Raw genomic sequence first — 19,232 nt, forward strand, 5'->3', positions numbered from 1 at the left:
AAAAATTTATGGTCAAAATTAAAACGGCCTCACGAAATTCGCAAGGCCGTTTTTTATCTAGTTTATAAGTTAGAAATCGTAATGATATCCGCTTCACCCATATCTACTTCACCTTGCTTGTTTAAAACAACTTGTTCACCATCAGCTAGATTTGTAAATACAACTGGTGTAATAATAGAAGGAACTTTATCTTTAATCACTTCAAGATCTACCTTTAATAAAGGTTGGCCTTTCTCCACACGGTCATCTTCATTAACTAAAGCTTCAAAGCCTACGCCTTTTAAATTAACCGTATCGATCCCAACATGAATAAGTATTTCCCGACCGGAGTCAGCTAGAATTCCTAAAGCATGCTTTGTTGGAAAGAAATTAACGATTTTACCATCGACTGGTGAAACAACGATTCCTTCAGTCGGTACGATCGCAAAGCCATCACCCATCATTTTTCCAGAGAAAACCGCATCTGGAACTTCTGTAATCGGCTTGATTTCACCTTTTAACGGAGAAACAAAATCATCTTTGCCCAATTTCATATCAGCAGGAGTTACATCCTCTGTTTGCCCCGCACCTTTATCAGGGGCTTTTTCCACTGGACGAGGTCTCTTTCCTTCCATTATATCTTTCATCTGTCCTTTAATTGTTTCAGAGCGAGGTCCGAATATCGCTTGAATATTGTTTCCTACTTCAAGAACACCCGATGCGCCTAATTTTTTCAAACGTTCTTTATCAACATTTTCAATAGCATTTACCGATACACGTAAACGTGTAATACAAGCATCTAAATGAGAAATATTTTCTTTCCCACCCATTGCATCAAGAATATCGTATGGAAGATCACTCGTTTTTCCGTGCGTATCTTCATCATTTGCATCCTCATCTTCACGGCCAGGAGTTTTCAAGTTAAACTTCCGAATCGCAAATCGGAATCCAAAGTAATAAATAACCGAAAACACTAGACCAACCGGAATAACTAACCAAGCGTTTGTTTGTGGGTTAATTAATCCGAATAAAATATAATCAATTAGTCCACCTGAGAAAGTCATCCCGATTTTTACATTCAACAGATGCATGGTCATAAATGAAAGACCAGCAAAGATAGTATGAATACCAAATAGTACAGGTGCTACGAATAAAAATGAGAATTCAATTGGCTCGGTGATCCCTGTTAAGAAAGCAGTAAGGGCAGCAGATGCCATCAATCCTCCAACCACTACCTTTCTTTCTGGACGAGCTTCATGATAGATCGCTAATGCCGCCGCTGGCAAACCAAACATCATGAATGGGAATTTACCTGTCATAAATGTTCCCGCTGTTAAATCTTGAACATTGTCTGTAATTTGCGCCATGAAAATACGTTGGTCGCCACGAACCAATTGTCCAGCCGCATTGACATATTCACCGAATTCATACCAGAATGGAGAATAGAAAATATGATGCAATCCAAAAGGAATTAACGCACGTTCAATAACACCGAAAATAAAAGCCGATAGTGTTAAATTAGCGTGAACCATGTTTTGCGAGAAAGCATTTAATCCATTTTGAATTGGTGGCCAGATAATCAGCATCAATAATCCTAAAACAACTGCTGAGCCTGCTGTAATAATCGGTACAAATCGCTTACCTGCAAAAAAACCTAAGTAAGATGGCAATTCTATTTCATAAAAACGATTGTAAAGTGATGCAGCAATGATTCCAACAATAATACCACCAAATACTCCAGTCTGTAAGGTCGGAACTCCAAGCACACTAGCATAATTTAATCCGTTGACATCTTCTGCTGTAATTCCAAGAGTTGTCCCCATTGTTACGTTCATGATTAAGTAACCGATGATCGCCGCTAGCCCGGCAACACCGTCACCTCCAGCTAAACCAACAGCTACCCCTACAGCAAATAAAACAGGCAGATTACCGAAAACGATATCACCAGCGTTTTGCATAATAGATGCAACCAAATCAACCCCGCTATTATCTAAAAAGGGCGCTAATTCAAGTAAGGCCGGGTTTCTCAACGCAGCTCCCAACGCCAGTAAAATACCTGCAGCCGGCAGTAGTGCTACTGGTAGCATTAGTGCTTTACCAACTTTTTGTAACACCCCAAAAAATTTTTTAAACATGTTGCCAACCTCCTATTAATATTTTTCAACTCATTAAGCTTCATTTCAAAATTTCTGCAAAACTCCAGCTTTGAAAGCACAAAAAAAGGCATGAGGAAAAAATAACTGAATAGAACTGTTTGGGCTTATCGTACCCTTAACAGTTTGATTCAATTACATTTTTCACTCATGCCTGATCGAATCAGTAACACGTGATATTGAAACCGAAAGGCTTCTTTCGGAATTTAATTAACTATTTAACCTTTTTCTGAAGACGCTGTAAATGCATGGTCAAGTATACTGCTTCAGCATTATAAACAGGCTTCCTCAGCTCTTGCTGCATAACCTTAATGAGTTTCCATGAAAGATTGTAACACACCGGATATTCTTCCTTCAAGAGCAAACTGATCTTTTCTGGTTCTTCTACCTTTTCCCCAGTTTGAACCCGTTCAATCGTGAAACGAATATGGCGTACAAGACGCATATAATCAACGCTTTCCTTATCCAATTTAATCTTCAATCTTTCCTCAATCATGTCCACCAGCTTTGTAACAAGTTGGGAATGACGATTCACATCTGAAAGATTTTTGTTCATGACAGCAGAATGGATATGAAGAGCGATAAAACCAACTTCCCCTTCTGGAAGCTTCACGTCTGTTTTCTCTCCAATCAGCTTGACAACATCTCGGGCAATATCATATTCAAACGGATAGAGCGCTTTCGTTTCAATCAAAAAAGGATTGCTCATTTCCATTCCTTTTGAAAGCCTTGAAACAGCAAACAATAGATGATCCGTTAGCGCAACATGAATATGCTCATTCAAAGTTGCTTTTGTTCTCTTCTTGATTAATTCAATACAAGAAATGAACACTTCTAATAAATCATTATCTAAAAATGGCAGAAGCTTTATATAATTCTTTTGCTCTTTTTCATCTTTCAAAACAAAAAGCTTTTCCACAACGGTCGAATCAATGCTATCTCCTTGCTGGCGATTGAAACCGATCCCTTTTCCGATGATCACAACTTCCCCATATGTCGGATGATTACCAATTAACACATTATTGTTGAGCGCTTTCAATACTTTTAATTGCTCCATCGTATCTCCTCTTTCATCACACCCATTCCTTTATGCTATATAAATATTGATAAAGAATCAATAAGAAAAGTTGCAAAATAACAAAAAAGAACTGCACATTAAAGTGCAGCTCTTCTTTCAGCAATTATTATTTCAAGAAAATAAAGTAAAGAACAAAGACGACAAATAGTCCGTACATAATCGGGTGAATTTCTTTAGTTCTTCCTTTTACAATCATTGTAATTGGATAAAAAATAAAGCCGATCGCAATTCCTGTTGCAATGCTATATGTTAATGGCATTGCTAGAATTGTCAAAAATGCAGGAACCGCAATTTCGAATTTTGTCCAATCAATTTTTCCAAGTGATGCTACCATTAAGACCCCAACAATGATTAATGCCGGTGCAGTAACCGCAGAAGTAACCACTGATAACACAGGGAAGAAAAATAATGATAGTAAGAATAAAACTGCTGTTACAATAGAAGCAAATCCTGTTCTCGCACCTGCAGCAACCCCAGCAGATGATTCGATATAAGAAGTTGTAGTGGATGTCCCTAGCACTGCACCTGACACTGTAGCTACCGCGTCAGCAAAAAGCGCTTTACCGGCGCGAGGCAACTTATTATCCTTCATAAGACCAGCCTGATTTGCTACTCCAACTAAAGTCCCCGCTGTATCAAAGAAGTCTACGAAAAGGAATGTCAGTACAACGACAAGCATTTGTGTCGTAAAGAACGAGCTATCACTAAATGCACCAAATGCTGCACCAAAAGTTGGAGCTATACTTGGAATAGAGTCAACAATTTTTTCTGGTCTATCAATTAATCCTAATAGCATTCCGGCTATGGCTGTAATTACCATCCCGATAAAGATTCCACCATTCACGCCTCTTGTCATTAAAATAACCGTAATGATAATCCCGAATACAGCAAGTAGCACATTGCCATCGTGAATATCGCCTAAAACAACTAAAGTAGCATCATCATTGACAATGATCCCTGCATTTTGGGCACCAACAAATGTAATAAACAAACCGATACCAGCACTTACTGCATACTTTAATTCTGCCGGAATCGCATTTATGATTTTTTCACGAAACCCCGAAAGTGTTAAAATTACAAATATAACCCCAGAAATAAATACTCCACCTAAAGCGTGCTGCCAAGGAACGCCCATCGTTAAAACAACAGTAAACGCAAAAAAAGCATTCAAGCCCATTCCTGGTGCCAAAGCTATCGGATACTTAGCAATCAATCCCATTAAGAGAGAACCGATAGCTGCAGCCACTGCAGTTGCAACAAATACCGCTCCCATATTCATTCGCATTTCATCTGGCAAGTCTGGAACATCTGCTAGAGAAAGCATAAGAGGGTTTACTACTAAAATGTATGCCATTGATAAAAAGGTTGTTACACCACCAATAATTTCGCGACGGTAGTTTGTACCGAGCTGTTCAAACTGAAAATAATTCTTCATTCCTTCGATTCCTCCTAAAGAGTTGTCAGCGTTACTTCATATTTTCAAGAATAAATAAAAAAAAACGCCCCGTACATACCAGGAGCGTTGACAACGAGCTTGTGAAACAATCGAAAAAAGAAAAATAAGAGCATTAACCGTTCGATCATCACTTACTTCGTAGTCAAGCCATTTACGGTAGCCTGGTAGAAACTTTTGGGCCATATCCCCAACATTATACGATGTACACGACAATATTAAATTCTTTCTCATTTTAACAAGGACAAAGACCTACGTCAATATATAAAAGCGAACATTATTCAAGGTTATTTTTTTATTGTTCGGATATTATTGTTTAGTTGAGTCCACTTCATAATTGCGCACTTCAAGTAAAAAAACGAACGTTCATTTTAATTTTACATTATTTTAAGGAGTAAATGCGGACATAAATGATTATTAAACGTAATACTGTTCGTTTTTTAATTAGCAATGGTACATGATGAAATCGATTCAGTTACCGAAGAAAACTTCTTCTTTTTGGCCGGATCCACTACTTGTTTCATATTCCAAAAATTATTTAAGGCTTATTTGCTATAATGAAAGTAAAAGCATCGGTTACAAATCATGCCTAATCATCCGAATTTAATTTAAAAATTGCCTGTCTGTAAGGATAAAACTAATTGTTTAGGAGTAGAAAAATGAAAGAAATTTCAATATTGATCGCCGATGACGAAAAGGAAATCGCAGACCTCATTGCAATACATTTAAAAAAGGAAGGCTTCCATGTTATTAAAGCATCAGACGGACTGGAAACAATTCGTATTGTGGAGTCTCAATCAATCGATTTACTAATTTTGGATATCATGATGCCCAAAATAGATGGATATGAGGTGACCAAAAGGATTCGCGAAAAATATAATATGCCTATCATTTTTTTGAGTGCAAAAACATCCGATTTCGACAAAGTACATGGACTTGTTATTGGAGCAGATGATTATATGACTAAACCATTCACTCCGATAGAGTTGATTGCTCGTGTCAATGCTCAGCTTCGCCGTTTCATGAAGTTAAATCAAACCGTTAAAGATATTAAAAATGATTTAGAATATGGTAGCTTAGTTATTTCTCTTGAACAGCGTAAAGTTACTCTTTATGGTGAAATTATCGAGCTTACACCAAAGGAGTTTGATATTTTATATTTGTTAGCAAGTCATCCAAAAAAGGTTTTTAGTGTCGAGAATATTTTTACACAGGTATGGGGAGAAGCATACTTCGAAGGTAGAAACACCGTTATGGTCCATATACGCACACTTCGGAAAAAGCTTGAAGAAGATACACGAAAAGAGAAATGGATCAAAACAGTTTGGGGAGTTGGGTATGCATTCAATGGTTAAGCTATCCCGTAGTTTTCGTGCAAAAATGATACTATTATTCGTAATAAGTATGTCTTGTTCAGCAAGTATTACCTATCTATTCTTTAAAGGTTTGCAGTTCTATTATCACACAAGTGCTCAACACGAAGATCTAATTGCTAAAATTCGCATTCTGATAGGTAATTTTGGAGATTTTAATCTCTTTTTCATTTTATTTATTTTGTTATCTTTCCTCTTTTTCTTTTTTCTTACTAAACCTTATTCTGTTTACTTTAATGAAATTTCAAACGGAATTCGTTATCTCGCGCGCGGTGACTTTAATCACAAAGTGCATATCCCATCAAATGATGAATTTAAAGATATCGCTCTAGACATTAATTTAGCAAGCGAGAAATTGCAAGAAGCGATTCAACGAGGAGATTTTTCGGAAAGCAGCAAAGATCAGTTAGTCGTAAATTTAGCTCATGATTTACGCACTCCACTTACCTCTGTTCTTGGATATTTGGATTTAATCCTTAAGGATGAAAACTTAACTAAAGAACAAGTCAGACATTTTTTAACCATTACTTTTAATAAATCCAAACGATTGGAAAGACTAATTGACGAATTATTTGAAATTACTAGAATGAATTATGGAATGATTACCCTTAAAAAAAGTAGAATTAATTTAACCGATCTCCTTAATCAATTAAAAGAAGAAATGTATCCTTTACTTGAAAAAAATCGTTTGACTGTTCGCTTGGATTGCGATCCTCATCTATTCATTGTAGGGGATGGAGATCTACTGGCACGTGTGTTCGAAAATCTTCTGGCTAATGCGATTCGTTATGGAAATGATGGTCAGTACATCGATGTTAACGGTTTTAAAGACGACAGCAACGCTGTCGTTCAAGTAATCAATTATGGAGGAAGCATCCCTTCCGATGAACTTCCACATCTCTTTGAAATGTTCTATACAGGAGATAAATCGCGAACACATAAAGAAAATAGCACAGGTCTTGGATTGTTTATAGCAAAGAATATTGTGGAACAGCATAAAGGAATGATTACTGCCGACAGTAACGTAATAGAGACTGTGTTTGAAGTACGATTGCCAAGAGAAGAGTAAAGATACAATAACTCTAGCTCCAATTTCTTAATTTAAGAAAAATTTAAGTTTTACCCTACTTAATATTTAAATAGTTTTACCTATACTTTACCTAGCCTAAAAGAATATGTTAGCAAAGGGTAGAGGTTACATGAAAAAATTGATAACGTTTATGTTAGTAATTGCAGTTGTAGTGTTGTTTTTTTTATTTAAATTAGAAGATAGCGAAAGTACAGAAATCAAGGAGTCGAATGATTACGTCAATCCAAACATTGATATCATTGATAAAGAAATCCAAAGGGATACGACCGATTACACCAGTTCATATATTTATCTGATCGATAGAAAAACAGGGAGTGTGGTTCATGAAAAAAATGCGAAAGAAAAGGCATATCCCGCATCACTTACAAAAATAATGACAGCCATCGTAGCACTTGAACATATTAATGATTTATCGGAAACTGCCCCTATAGATATAGATACATATAAAAAAATGGTGGCGAGAAACTCTTCAATGGCAGGTTTTTTTGGAAGAGAAAAAGTAACCTACCGTGATCTATTGTATGGTACGATTTTAAGTTCAGGTGGAGAAGCCGCTAACTCCTTAGCCGTTCACATCGCAGGAAATGTGGACAGTTTTGTTCAAATGATGAATGACAAAGCGGATGAAATCGGCTTAAATGATACGCACTTTACTAACCCAGAAGGTCTCCATAATGAAAATCAGTATACGACGGCATTTGACATGGCCAAACTCTTAGATTATGCATTAGATAACGGTCATTTTAAAGCAATTTTTACAAAAGAGACCTTTCAAACAACATCAACAGCGGAGCATCCCGATGGAATTTTGTTAGAGTCCTCTGTTCTTAAGTTTCTTAATAAAGAGGAGCAGAACGGATTTGAAATTATTGGGGGTAAATCCGGCACAACGTCCGAAGCTGGACAATGCTGGGCAACACTTGGGTTGGTAAACGGTCATGAATATATATGTATTGTCATGGGCGCTCCATTAAAAGATATTCGTAATCCAGATAGAGCCCAAATCGCAGATACGCTAAAGCTATATACAAAAGCCAAGTCTAACATATAATCAACATAACTTATGGATGGTATCGCTCACTTATGGGCTGTTCCGCTCAGTATGAACACAATTTAGAAATAAGGATGCTATAAGCCAACTGTTTTCAGTTGGTTTTTTCTTAATTTGAGGATTTCTCCCCTTCATTTTATATTTAAGAAATACGTAAAGGTAATAAAAAATTGTAATAACAATACAAAGAAAACAGATAAGACCCTAAATCCTTATCCGTTAAAGGCCATCGGTTCACCTTCAATTGCTTCCGCACTATATGGTATTTTCTTTGTTTCACCTGCAAAGCGCGGTAAAATTATTTGCTGCAGGACTCATCATCACAGCCTTGATCTTGCATTTTACCACTATTTGTAATTCGGTTCTCCACGTGTTATTTGGTTGTCATGCATCATCTTCAGAAAACCAGAAGATGATGCATTTTAGTCGTTTGCCATAAGGTGCAACTTCAATTCATTTAATAAATGTCTTTTTATATTTCATCCAGATACTCTCCGGAACCTTGACTGCCGGCACTCATTCGCGACCTCAAGAACGACACCACCACGATCGCAATAGCGACTCCAACCATCCCGACCCATGTAATGGCTGATAGAGACACACGGTCGACCATGATGCCTCCGATTGCAGCGCCCGCAGCCATGGACAACTGCATCATGGATTGGTTCAGGCTCAGCATGATTCCAGAATAATTCGGTTCAATCCGAACTAGATTGACTTGTTGCGTTGGACCGGAGGACCATGCAGCAAACGACCACAAGATCAGGAGGATGACAATCGGCAACCACGAATGCGTATAGGTAACGGTGAAAGAGAGGAGAAGCAGCGCTAAGACATGCAAGAGCATCCCCCCTGACAGTGTCGGAAATACCCCCCATTTATCCGTGCTGAAACCGCCGAATTTGGATCCGAGCAAGCTAGCGATGCCGAAAGCCAACAGCACTCCACTCAGCATCCCTTCTTTCAATCCGGCAACATCAAGTAGATACGGTGAAATGTAGGTATAGGCGATCGAGTATCCGCCAAGCCAGAAAAAGGTAATCGCAAGTCCTAGCGCTACGTTTCCGTTTTTCAAAAAGGCAAGTTGCTTGGACAACGGAATCGGTTTATCCCCTTGAACTCGAGGGATGATAGCGTACAGAACGAACATAGCTACCAGACCGGCCAGTGCCAATATACCAAAAACAGTTTTCCATCCGAACTGTGCTGCAACGATACGTCCAAGCGGCACGCCGATAATCAGGGAAGCCGTAAAACCCATCACCACGGTAGCAATCGCGCTGGCTTGTTTGCCTGGAGCCGCAATTTTTGCGGCGATGTCCAAAGCAGTTACCACGACCATTCCCGCACCTAAAGCCATTATGACGCGAGCGGCGAGAAACGATGCATAGCCAGGCAAAACGAATGACAATACATTCCCAATTACGAAGATACCTAGCGCCCAAACCAGCAGTTTTTGTCTTTCCACCTTAGCAGTCAAAGCCATAAGGATTGGGGTGCCAATGGCGTATACAAAGGAAAAAATCGTGACTAACTGCCCCGCAGAAGTAACGGAAATACCCATTGTATCCGAGATTTTATCTAAGATGCCGGAAATAACGTACTCTGATGTACCCACTAAAAAAGTAACTAAAGCCAATAAATAGACTCTCCACGTGTTAGACATTACGTTCACTTCTCCTTTTTTATTGTTTTTACAATTACCGATATGAGGATCCTTTTAATAAATTTACATATTGCGATATTTCGATATGTAGGGCCGAAAAACTGAATACGTTTAAGGTATTCAGTTCAGAGTTTCTGATTCAAATATGCAGCCAACTCACTGATCTTTTCTTCATCCCGTTTGTAGTACGTGTATTTGCCGATCCGCTTAGTTCGAATCAGTCCGGCCCGTTGTAGAATGAACAAATACTGCGATGCTGTCGACTGTGTCATGTTCAACTTATCTGTCACTTGACTGACACACACCCCGATTTCCCTCATATCCACTCCTTCATGGGGCACAAAATGTTTTTCAGGCTCCTTAAGCCACTGTAAAATCTGTAATCTCGACTCGTTAGACAACGCTTTGAACACTTTAATTGGATCCATGCTTTTATTATATCTACATTTTGCGATATGTCAATCCTAATTAGTTCCCTTCTACTCTCGCTCATTTTATTCCTCTACGGCGATACCGGCAGCCCTTAAGTGCCCATAGGCAACAATTTTACTAAACTGAGATGAAATCTCCTCTTTAGAAAGGGGCTTATCGTTTTTAATCGACCAAATTATAATTCCCATGAAAGCCGATACGAGGTATTCGATCAGTAATTCCTTGGATATCGCTAATGGGGCGTTTTCCTGAGCAGGTTTCCACCCCTCCATTAATTTATCCTTAATGATATTCTCCATTTTCGCTTGAAACTGATAGATTCGATTCTCTTCAATTAACATGGAACGGTAAAAGGTCATATTTAGAGAAATATGCTCCAGTACTGTTTGCATGACTGTCTCGAGTAGAGAAATGCTGAAAGGATTCATGCTGATCGGACAAAGAAGGATTGCTTCTTTTAAATCACTTAACAGTTCATTCACTAGGATCAGTCACAACTGTAAAGGTTTCCTTTTGGCGGAGATAATCCTTCAAAGGATATTTATAAATAGGTTTCCTTTATTAATTTACTCCCCTCACTTTCTAATCACACATGCGCGACAACACTAATAAACAATGACTTAAAAATGATTTAGATTCAAAAAAAGAGCCACTGCTTTTATACAGTAGCTCTACTTCCCTGCCTATTCCTCTGGCGGAATCTTGGTGGAGAACCTATTCATTTTTTAATTGTTTTATCCATTTTGTACCATTGAAATGCAGTCAAATCAACGTCATTTCAAATGCCTTTAGTGAATTATTCCCACTCAATCGTAGCTGGTGGCTTACTTGTAATATCATACACTACACGGTTAACGTGGCTTACCTCGTTGACAATGCGCGTTGAAATGACTTCGAGAACATCCCACGGAATTCTTGCCCAGTCAGAAGTCATTCCATCGATAGAAGTAACGGCACGGATGCCGATCGTGTAATCATACGTTCTTGCATCGCCCATTACACCGACGCTGCGAATATCCGGAAGGACAGTAAAGTATTGCCAAATATCACGGTCCAACCCAGCTTTCTTTATTTCTTCACGTAAAATCCAGTCGGATTCACGGACAATTTCAAGCTTGTCTTCTGAAATTTCCCCGAGAACGCGAATGCCAAGACCTGGTCCTGGGAATGGCTGCCTCCAGACAATCTCATCAGGAATTCCTAATTCTGTTCCTAGAGCACGGACTTCATCCTTAAAGAGCGTATTCAACGGCTCAATTAGCTTGAATTGCATGTCCTCTGGAAGTCCACCAACATTATGATGTGATTTAATTGTTTGCGCTGTCGCTGTCCCACTTTCAATAATATCCGTATAAAGAGTTCCTTGTGCTAGGAACTCAATTCCTTCAAGCTTCGTAGCCTCATCATCAAAAACATAAATGAATTCATTTCCGATAATTTTACGTTTTTTCTCTGGATCGCTAACCCCTTGGAGCTTGGATAAGAATCGTTCCTTGGCGTCGACTTTAATGACATTCATGTTAAAGCCGTCAGCGAAAGTTTTCATGACACTATCAGCTTCACCCTTGCGCAATAAACCGTGATCGACGAAAATACAAGTTAATTGATCACCGATCGCTTTGTGAATCAAAACTGCTACAACAGAAGAGTCAACTCCACCGCTGAGGGCACATAAAACTTTTTTATCTCCAACGGTTTGACGAATTTTTTCCATTTCAATTTCAATAAAGTTCTCCATTGACCAATTCCCTTGACACTTACAAACATTGAATACAAAATTTCTCAATAGCTCGTTTCCGTATTGGGAATGACGCACCTCAGGATGGAACTGCACCGCATACAGATTGCGAGATTCATCGCTCATCGCCGAAATCGGACATGAAGGACTCGTTGCATCAACAGTAAAGCCAGCCGGTGCTTCAACAACAAGATCGCCATGACTCATCCACACAATTTGCTCCTGTGGAAGCTGTCCAAAAAGTCTTGTCTCATTTTCAACTTTAATTTCAGCCTTTCCATACTCACGATTCTTCGCCGGCTCCACTTTCCCATTAAAATGCTGAGTCATGAGCTGCATTCCATAGCAAATCCCCAAAATTGGGAGTCCTAAATCAAAAATAGCCTCATCTGCACGGAATGAATTCTCATCATACACACTATTTGGTCCGCCAGAAAAAATAATTCCTGTCGCATTCATTTGTTTAATTTCTTCTGCCGTAATCGTATGTGGATGAAGCTCACTATAAACGCCAAACTCGCGTATTCTTCTTGTGATTAACTGATTATACTGACTTCCGAAGTCCAACACAACTATTTTTTCTTGTCCTTGTAAACCCTCAATTGTCATCTCTTTCGTCCACCTCGTTATTTAATCTCAGTACTAGTTTGCCTCATTATGTGTTTATAACTCCTGTAAATGAGGTTCTAGCAAGTGTTATTCCATACCGTATTTTATCCATCCTTCATATGAGTGACCATTCTATCTCCGCAATAAAAAAACTAGAGTCTCCTCCAAAAAAAATGACGTGAAGGCAGAATTCTAGTTTCGTAGCTAAAATAGAATATTCCTGCCTTCATAGTCAAATCATTTAAGGTGATTCGGTAGAGACTCTCGGACCATATTACCGAGGATATATGAAGGGTATATGCAATATTTTTAATGATATATTACGATAGTACGGTTTATCAACCATTTTTAATCATTTGTGAAAATATTTCTCGTATATAAATGATGGAGTTGTCCAAGCTCATTTTAGAGCTAAAGCGATACTACTTCTCAATTAGTCAAAGATTATCACAAGTGTTGCATTAACACTGACTGAACTTTCAGTTTTAAGGTTCTTGCTGTTTAGAGCCAAAAATGCAAATACCTAAACAAAGGTGGCTCCATCCACTTGGAAATTTATTTACAATTAGACCTGTGCGACAACGACAATTTGAGTATTAAGGAATGGCTCTTTCTTCAATCTTTCGAAGCAGATATGTGCTGGTTTCCACAAAGCAGCCCTTAAGTACCGGCTAATTTGTAAGATTTTTCGCTTGTTCTTTGTTTCAATTTGTACAAGAACATGTAGACAAAAAACAATGAGTGCCATGAATACTTGGTTTTAAATGGCCCATTCGCTCTGTCCGTAGAACTTTTTTATACTGAGATGTTGTTTTATCCATTTGAAAAACAACTCTATGGCCCAGCGTGATTTGTAAAAGGATTCTGTCGTAAGTTTTTTCGTATAGAAATCTAATTTCAATGTTTTCACCTGTTCATCAAATAATTCAAGATTTATCGGTGAAAACCATTGTCCAAATGAAGTTTTTCGTGTAATCTTATCCATCTTATCCATGCGAATGTTCCTTTATTTTGGATTTGAACGGGATTATCACCTGACTTATCCATTATAAAGGACTTTTTTTATACGCAAGATAAAATCATTGGACATTTTGAGTATTTTTAATAATGAAACTAAATTAATGCAATAATAGTAAAAAATTATATTTAATGATTTTACAATTGTATAAGATCATAAATAATCAACATACTCTTTAACATCTATTTAGAGTTTCTTTTTTAACTTTCAAGTGATACACATAATGCTCCCACTCGAATCATAAATTCAAGTCCATTACAAGAAAAAAAACGAACCATCAGCAATTACTTGCTACCAATGATTAGTTTCGATACTTAAATAACGCGTTGAAATAACATAGTGTTTTTATCAACTTACTCTTTTCAATTGACCATAAACACTTCCATTAACTCCACAGCCAACAATTGTCTCAATTGTTCCGCTTTTCAAAGTTATCGATGCCCATCTTATGCCAATGCCCGCTTCATACCGTAATCTTGAATAGATTTCAACATATTTATATCCTTCAATAGAAATTGCTCTTGTTTTTGGCATAGTTTCAGGAATTAGATTAAGAGTTGAACCCCAAAAATGCCTTTGAAAATCACCATCAATATTTTGTGAAACCACGTTTGAGCCGTTGTATTTAAATCCACCTTCAGACCATAGCGTAAACATCTTGCTTCCAACAGCATTATAGGCTATACCGGTAGTTCTTTCTATTGCAGTTTCCCTTTGAGCATACAAAGGTTGTATAGGAGCCTCTTTAATAGTTCTAAACTCCATAATAGCTATTTCCCCTGTATTTCCTAAATATACTTCAATTTTAGAATTATCGTTTTTATATAAAAAGACTTTTCCAAGCTCTTCAGTTTTTTTCTGAATTTCTAAAAATTCATTCAAATCCCCTTTTGTCATTTGATGATATTTCTCATTCGCTTCTGTCAATTCCGGTAAGACATCCTCTATCTTTAAGTTACCTTTTAACATGGCTTCTGGAGGCGGATTCTCATTATAATAACCCTCAATTATTGATTCAATATCTGCTAAATTAGACATTTTATCTAATTTTCCAAATTGTTCTTTTAAGTAATCAACAGAACTCTCAATATAATTTTTCACTTTTCTGATATCGTACTCCTTCGATTCACTGGATTCAGCAAGGACATTTCCTGAGAATGTACCCAATATCATTAAAACAAACAACAACATGTAACCGATCCTTCTAAACATAAAAGACCTCCTCATTTTTTACTACATTAAATATTCAACTAAAAATGGGAAAATCCTCTATTTATGTAAAAAAATGTTTTTCATCAAGGAGTATTCCAATCTTTCCATAAAAGAAAGCCGGTTAACAGTAAAATAATAACAATTATTGGTAAGGCCTTTACTCCTATAGTAATAAATAAACCCAATACTATTCCAACAATAAAAAAAAGGCTTAAAAACCTCAACAAATTACATCACCCTTATAAATTTTTAAAAATGCCAAAAAATAAATGTTTAAGTTACTAAGGATAGGCCTCACTCGCTTGCAAAAGACATTTCTTGAAAATGTTCTTAATATCAATGAAACAAACAACAGCATTTAACTAATCCTTCTAAACAAAAAAACTCCTCAATTCCACTACATTATTAACATATTCAACTAAAAATGGGAAAATCCTCTATTTATAAAAAAATATATTTTTTTATCGAGGGGTATTCCAATCCTTCCATAAAAGAAAGCCTGTTAACAAAAAAATAATAATTATTATTGGTAAGGCCCTTACTCCAAAATCAATAAGTAACCCTAATACTATTCCAACAATTAAAAATAGACTTATAAACCTTAACAAATTACATCACCCTAATGATTTTTTTATTAAACATGTATCAAAGATATTTAAATTAAATGTAAGTATAAGTTACTAAAGAAAGATTATACCCAATGCGAAAAATCGAACGAATACTTCGTTCAAATAAATCAATATATATTTTCATTATCGGTTTTTAATAATTTTCCCCATCTAGAAAACCCCTCAAAACATAGCCAAAATAGTTAAGAGCAAATGACATATTACCAGTAATCATATCCCATTCGCTCTCACACCTCATCCTCATTATCGATATTAGAATAAAAATCATACAATAAACGTTCGCTTCTTCCAATTAAAAATATAGTTTAACAGGTCAAGCGATTGTTTTTTTAATTAAATTTTCCCACAATTCTTTTGTATTTTCCCAGCTTCCCTCTTGCAATTTTCCCTTATAAAGATACTGCTCATAGGTTGAGGTTAATGCACTCATCTCCCCACTGGAAAAATAATGGTCGACATAGCGGGCATATTCCCTTAAGGTTTGTTCCTGGTTCCTCTTCAAGCCGTACCGATTTAACTGTGTTAATAAGGCGATATATGCTTCAGGGAAATCCTCGTCCTTTTTTCTTCTCCTGTAGCGGAAGATTAAAAAGTAAGGAAGCCATTTTAGTCGTTTTTTATACAAAATATAGGTTGTTAAGGTAAACACCGCAATCGCAGCTGCAAACCACAGCCAATTTGTGCGCAAAAATTGCGTAGTCTTATCGAAAGTATCTTTCCATGAAAAAGAAGTTTGGGCAGATTGCTCAGGGGCATCCGTTTCTTCTGGTTTATCCACTTCCGGTGCCTCCGGCGCTTCTAAAACATCATCCTGCTGACCCGGCTGCTCACTGTCTAAATCAAATGTAAATTGAGCGTTATTCGAGAATCCTTTCGTCGGCTCAAACGGCACCCAGCCTACTTCAGGAAAAAACACCTCTACCCATGAATGGGCATTATTATTCGTAATGACATACAGCCTCTTACCTGAGTCTGTCATCCCGCGAAAATCGCCTTCCGTGTAACCCTTAACCCAACGAGCTGGAATTCCAATCGACCTAAGCATCACAACCATTGAAGTTGAAAAATTATCACAGTAGCCTTTCTGCGTCTCAAATAAAAACTGATCTACATAGTCTTCATTTCTTCCTGGAACTGCTACGTCCTTCTGATCATATTGAAAATCTACACGACCAAAATAGTCTTCGATCGCTTTCGCTTTCTCATACCAATTCTCTTTGTCCTGTGTAAGCTCTAACGCCAAGTCTCTTACTCTCTCAGGCAATTCATCAGGCAGCTGTGTGTAACGGGCAAGGAAATCTTCTGTTAAAAGCGGATGGTTTTGATCAACCGTACTCATCATCCCGCGAATACTGAATCTTGGTGATTCATATTCCACTGTATACTGACCGATACCCGGGAGATTTCCTAAATCAGCACCACTTATTTTTTCTAAGCTCAAATCCACTTCGTATGAATGCCCAATGTCATTTTCAACAACTTTCAATCCTAACGGATAAATAATATGAGGATATTGAAGAAACGGCCTTATCGTCGCTGTTCTTTCATCCACGGTCATTTCTTCATCTGTATAGTTAGAAATCGGAAACTCTTCTCCTTGGGCAAAGGCAATCTTTTCTCCGTTCTCTTCAGCAATAACCCAGCCTTTTCCTGTATAAACATCCTTCGTTTCAACCTTCCAATACTGGCGATGATCCGCTTCCGTCTCATAAACAACGGTATCATCCGGCATGAACGGACCTCCCAAAGTGGAGTCATCCATTCCATACCCGACCTTTCGTATCCCCCCGCTGCCATTTCCATCTTCACGATTATCTTGTGAATAGGATTTAATATATGGAACTGGATCAGGCCAAATAGGACTTGCCTTCGGTGCAGCGTAACCAATAATAATACTTACGCACACCATCCCCACCAATGGAATAAGCCATTTTCTCGCGAAAGCAGCTGGCATTTGCAGGTTTTCCCGATCTAAAATCCGATAAAATGTCAATATTCCCATAAGCGCAAAACCAATTACGATTGTCCGGACAATGGCAAATTCAGCTTCGTAGGAAGTAAATGTATCAAGGACGGTAATATATAATAAAGTCATAAAAAAGAAAACGAAGATTTGCCTTCGACTTATGAGCCAATATCGAAGCAGGTAAGCCATTAGCCCAAGCAAGATGAAAAAAAGGATGCTTCGAAAGTCATCGGTTAAGGATACCCAGCTCCCTTGAAATACAGCTCGCATGTTCTCAATTACTGAATCTGTCACATAAAAGAACCACTTCAGCTTAAAAAAGGAGTCTTCAAAATACAACAGATTTATTGTGTAAAGAACATAAAGCAGCTTAATGCCATTTCGAACAAAAATATTGACCTTAAAATAAGCTAAAACGAGCGATACGACTAGAAAAATGATAAAGACAGTTAAGTTGGCCGTATCCGTCAACTGTTTTAACGGTCTGAGCCATTCCCATAATAAAAGAAAGCCACATATATAAAGCCACATATTCAATATATTGCTTTGTAATTTCCCTCCGTTCATCCTCTACCCACCTCCGAGAAAGCCTGGGAGAACTGACCATTATGAACAAATACAACCCGTACGCCTCTTGAGTTCGCTTCGCTTTTTAAGGCAATTTCTTTGCTGCCGATCGTTTCTTGCTCCTCTTTTAGCAGATATATCGTCATCATTCCTGTTCTCATGGAAAATTGACTTGCTTTCTCTACCAACTCTTTCGTTAATTGGGAAGTGATTAACATAAAGGAAGCATTTTGCAACATCATAAAGCTCTCACTGTCAAGTACAGCATCTAATGCTACTGGACTTCGATCCTTTACTTTCGCCAAATGGTAAAAAAGTTGCTGCTGATGACCCTCACCACCTTGGATCGGAAATAATCTTCTCTCCTCTCCATAAGTAAGAAGTCCGACTTGGGCCCCTTTGCGCAAAATTCCTCTCACCAGCGATGCGGTAAAAGAAACGATTGCCTCAAATCTGATATCTGGAGCACAATCCATCATTAAGAAAACATCATGTGATTTCCGTTGTTCAAATTCTTTAGTCATAATGTCATTTCTCTTCGCTGTCGCCTTCCAGTTAATCCACGAATAACGATCGCCCGGTTGATATTCTCTAATTCCAATCGCCATAGAAGTATCCCTCTGTACTCTTTCCTTTGATGCAGTCATTCCCTGCTCATAATGATTGTCCATCAACCGATAGATGATCTCTTCATAAGCTGGGTAGACAAGGAGTTTATCATCTTCTGTTTCAATATGAATTTGTTTTTCTATGAGCCCTAAAGGATCGCCAAACTTAATGTGAATTCCTTTTAAGTGATGTTCTCCTCGTGGAAGGGATTCAATCACATACTCAAAATCTATTTCCTTACGAAAATGGGGGTAGACAAATGTTTTCATCTGACCTTTCTGAGTCGGGGCCAATAATTCATTGCTTAAGTCATCCTCAATTATCATATAAAAAAGAGGAAAAGATGAGGGGCGTTTCAACTTGATTTTTACTTTAAGTTTTTCTCCTGCGTGGTATTCTTCTTTCAAAAACTCTCTTTTCACTGTCATGTGCCGAACTCCATAAAACACCAGTGCCAGACTATATAAAGCAAAAGGAAGAAAACTATAAAATAGAAACCAACTCACAAAACCTCCCTGAAACATCGCATAGGAAAAGGTCAATACAACTAAAAATAATAGGACTAACAGCTTCCACACAGGCCTCATGCGATTCATAAATTGTCTCATT

General features: G+C 37.7%; 13 protein-coding genes, 2 pseudogenes and 2 riboswitches. Of the genes and pseudogenes, 3 read left to right on the plus strand and 12 right to left on the minus strand.

Annotation, left to right across the window (positions count from 1 at the left end; translation table 11 throughout):
* Positions 1–62: 62 nt before the first annotated feature.
* From ptsG to NST02_RS22705, 3 genes are all read right to left on the minus strand, one after another.
* Positions 63–2,114 (minus strand): glucose-specific PTS transporter subunit IIBC, encoded by a 2,052-nt coding sequence (ptsG, locus tag NST02_RS22695; RefSeq protein WP_340949855.1) that lies wholly within the window; start codon positions 2,112–2,114, stop codon positions 63–65.
* A 232-nt stretch (positions 2,115–2,346) separates the two neighbouring features.
* Entirely contained in the window at positions 2,347–3,189 is an 843-nt protein-coding gene (glcT, locus tag NST02_RS22700) for a glucose PTS transporter transcription antiterminator GlcT (RefSeq protein WP_095314205.1), read from the minus strand.
* Positions 3,190–3,316: 127 nt separating this feature from the next.
* Positions 3,317–4,645, minus strand: coding sequence for an NCS2 family permease (locus tag NST02_RS22705; protein ID WP_095314207.1), 1,329 nt, complete (start codon positions 4,643–4,645; stop codon positions 3,317–3,319).
* 140 nt (positions 4,646–4,785) lie between these two features.
* Positions 4,786–4,887, minus strand: a riboswitch (purine riboswitch).
* Positions 4,888–5,322: 435 nt separating this feature from the next.
* On the opposite strand from NST02_RS22705, the gene NST02_RS22710 reads away from it, so the two are divergent.
* The 3 genes from NST02_RS22710 to NST02_RS22720 all read left to right on the plus strand — a co-directional run bounded on the left by NST02_RS22710 (position 5,323) and on the right by NST02_RS22720 (position 8,177).
* On the plus strand, positions 5,323–6,018 hold the full coding sequence (locus tag NST02_RS22710) for a response regulator transcription factor (protein WP_095314210.1): 696 nt from the start codon (positions 5,323–5,325) through the stop codon (positions 6,016–6,018).
* Complete coding sequence (locus tag NST02_RS22715; protein WP_340950038.1) at positions 6,011–7,105, plus strand: sensor histidine kinase; 1,095 nt, start codon at positions 6,011–6,013, stop codon at positions 7,103–7,105. Before NST02_RS22710 ends, NST02_RS22715 begins: the two co-directional genes overlap by 8 nt.
* 130 nt (positions 7,106–7,235) lie before the next feature.
* A complete protein-coding gene (locus NST02_RS22720) occupies positions 7,236–8,177 on the plus strand; it encodes a D-alanyl-D-alanine carboxypeptidase family protein (RefSeq protein ID WP_340949856.1) in 942 nt (313 codons plus the stop codon).
* 472 nt (positions 8,178–8,649) lie between these two features.
* On the opposite strand, the gene NST02_RS22725 is transcribed toward NST02_RS22720, so the two are convergent.
* From NST02_RS22725 to NST02_RS22765, 9 genes and pseudogenes are all read right to left on the minus strand, one after another.
* Entirely contained in the window at positions 8,650–9,843 is a 1,194-nt protein-coding gene (locus tag NST02_RS22725) for an MFS transporter (RefSeq protein ID WP_137744242.1), read from the minus strand.
* A gap of 125 nt (positions 9,844–9,968) precedes the next feature.
* Positions 9,969–10,271: an ArsR/SmtB family transcription factor gene (locus NST02_RS22730; RefSeq protein WP_095314216.1), complete on the minus strand. Its 303-nt coding sequence runs from the start codon at positions 10,269–10,271 to the stop codon at positions 9,969–9,971.
* Between the two features lie 66 nt (positions 10,272–10,337).
* Positions 10,338–10,757 carry a TetR-like C-terminal domain-containing protein gene (locus NST02_RS22735; RefSeq protein WP_235879528.1) on the minus strand — a complete coding sequence of 140 codons (420 nt, stop codon included), beginning with the start codon at positions 10,755–10,757 and terminating at the stop codon, positions 10,338–10,340.
* Between the two features lie 314 nt (positions 10,758–11,071).
* Positions 11,072–12,622 carry a glutamine-hydrolyzing GMP synthase gene (guaA, locus tag NST02_RS22740; RefSeq protein WP_095314280.1) on the minus strand — a complete coding sequence of 517 codons (1,551 nt, stop codon included), beginning with the start codon at positions 12,620–12,622 and terminating at the stop codon, positions 11,072–11,074.
* 209 nt (positions 12,623–12,831) lie between these two features.
* Positions 12,832–12,933, minus strand: a riboswitch (purine riboswitch).
* 285 nt (positions 12,934–13,218) lie between these two features.
* Positions 13,219–13,484, minus strand: a pseudogene (locus tag NST02_RS22745) (transposase); the annotation flags it as partial.
* 45 nt (positions 13,485–13,529) lie between these two features.
* Positions 13,530–13,616: pseudogene (locus NST02_RS22750) on the minus strand (hypothetical protein); the annotation flags it as partial.
* A 372-nt stretch (positions 13,617–13,988) separates the two neighbouring features.
* Positions 13,989–14,852, minus strand: a complete 864-nt coding sequence (locus tag NST02_RS22755; RefSeq protein WP_340949858.1) for a hypothetical protein — start codon at positions 14,850–14,852, stop codon at positions 13,989–13,991.
* Between the two features lie 942 nt (positions 14,853–15,794).
* Positions 15,795–18,014 (minus strand): DUF4129 domain-containing transglutaminase family protein, encoded by a 2,220-nt coding sequence (locus tag NST02_RS22760; RefSeq protein WP_340949859.1) that lies wholly within the window; start codon positions 18,012–18,014, stop codon positions 15,795–15,797.
* The gene (locus tag NST02_RS22765; RefSeq protein WP_340949860.1) at positions 18,011–19,231 is read right to left on the minus strand and encodes a DUF58 domain-containing protein; all 1,221 of its coding nucleotides are present in this window, start codon (positions 19,229–19,231) and stop codon (positions 18,011–18,013) included. The genes NST02_RS22760 and NST02_RS22765 overlap by 4 nt, the downstream gene beginning before the upstream one ends.
* Between the last annotated feature and the right edge of the window lies 1 nt (position 19,232).

The sequence above is a fragment of the Robertmurraya sp. FSL W8-0741 genome (assembly GCF_038004005.1).
Lineage (GTDB): Bacteria > Bacillota > Bacilli > Bacillales > Cytobacillaceae > Robertmurraya > Robertmurraya siralis.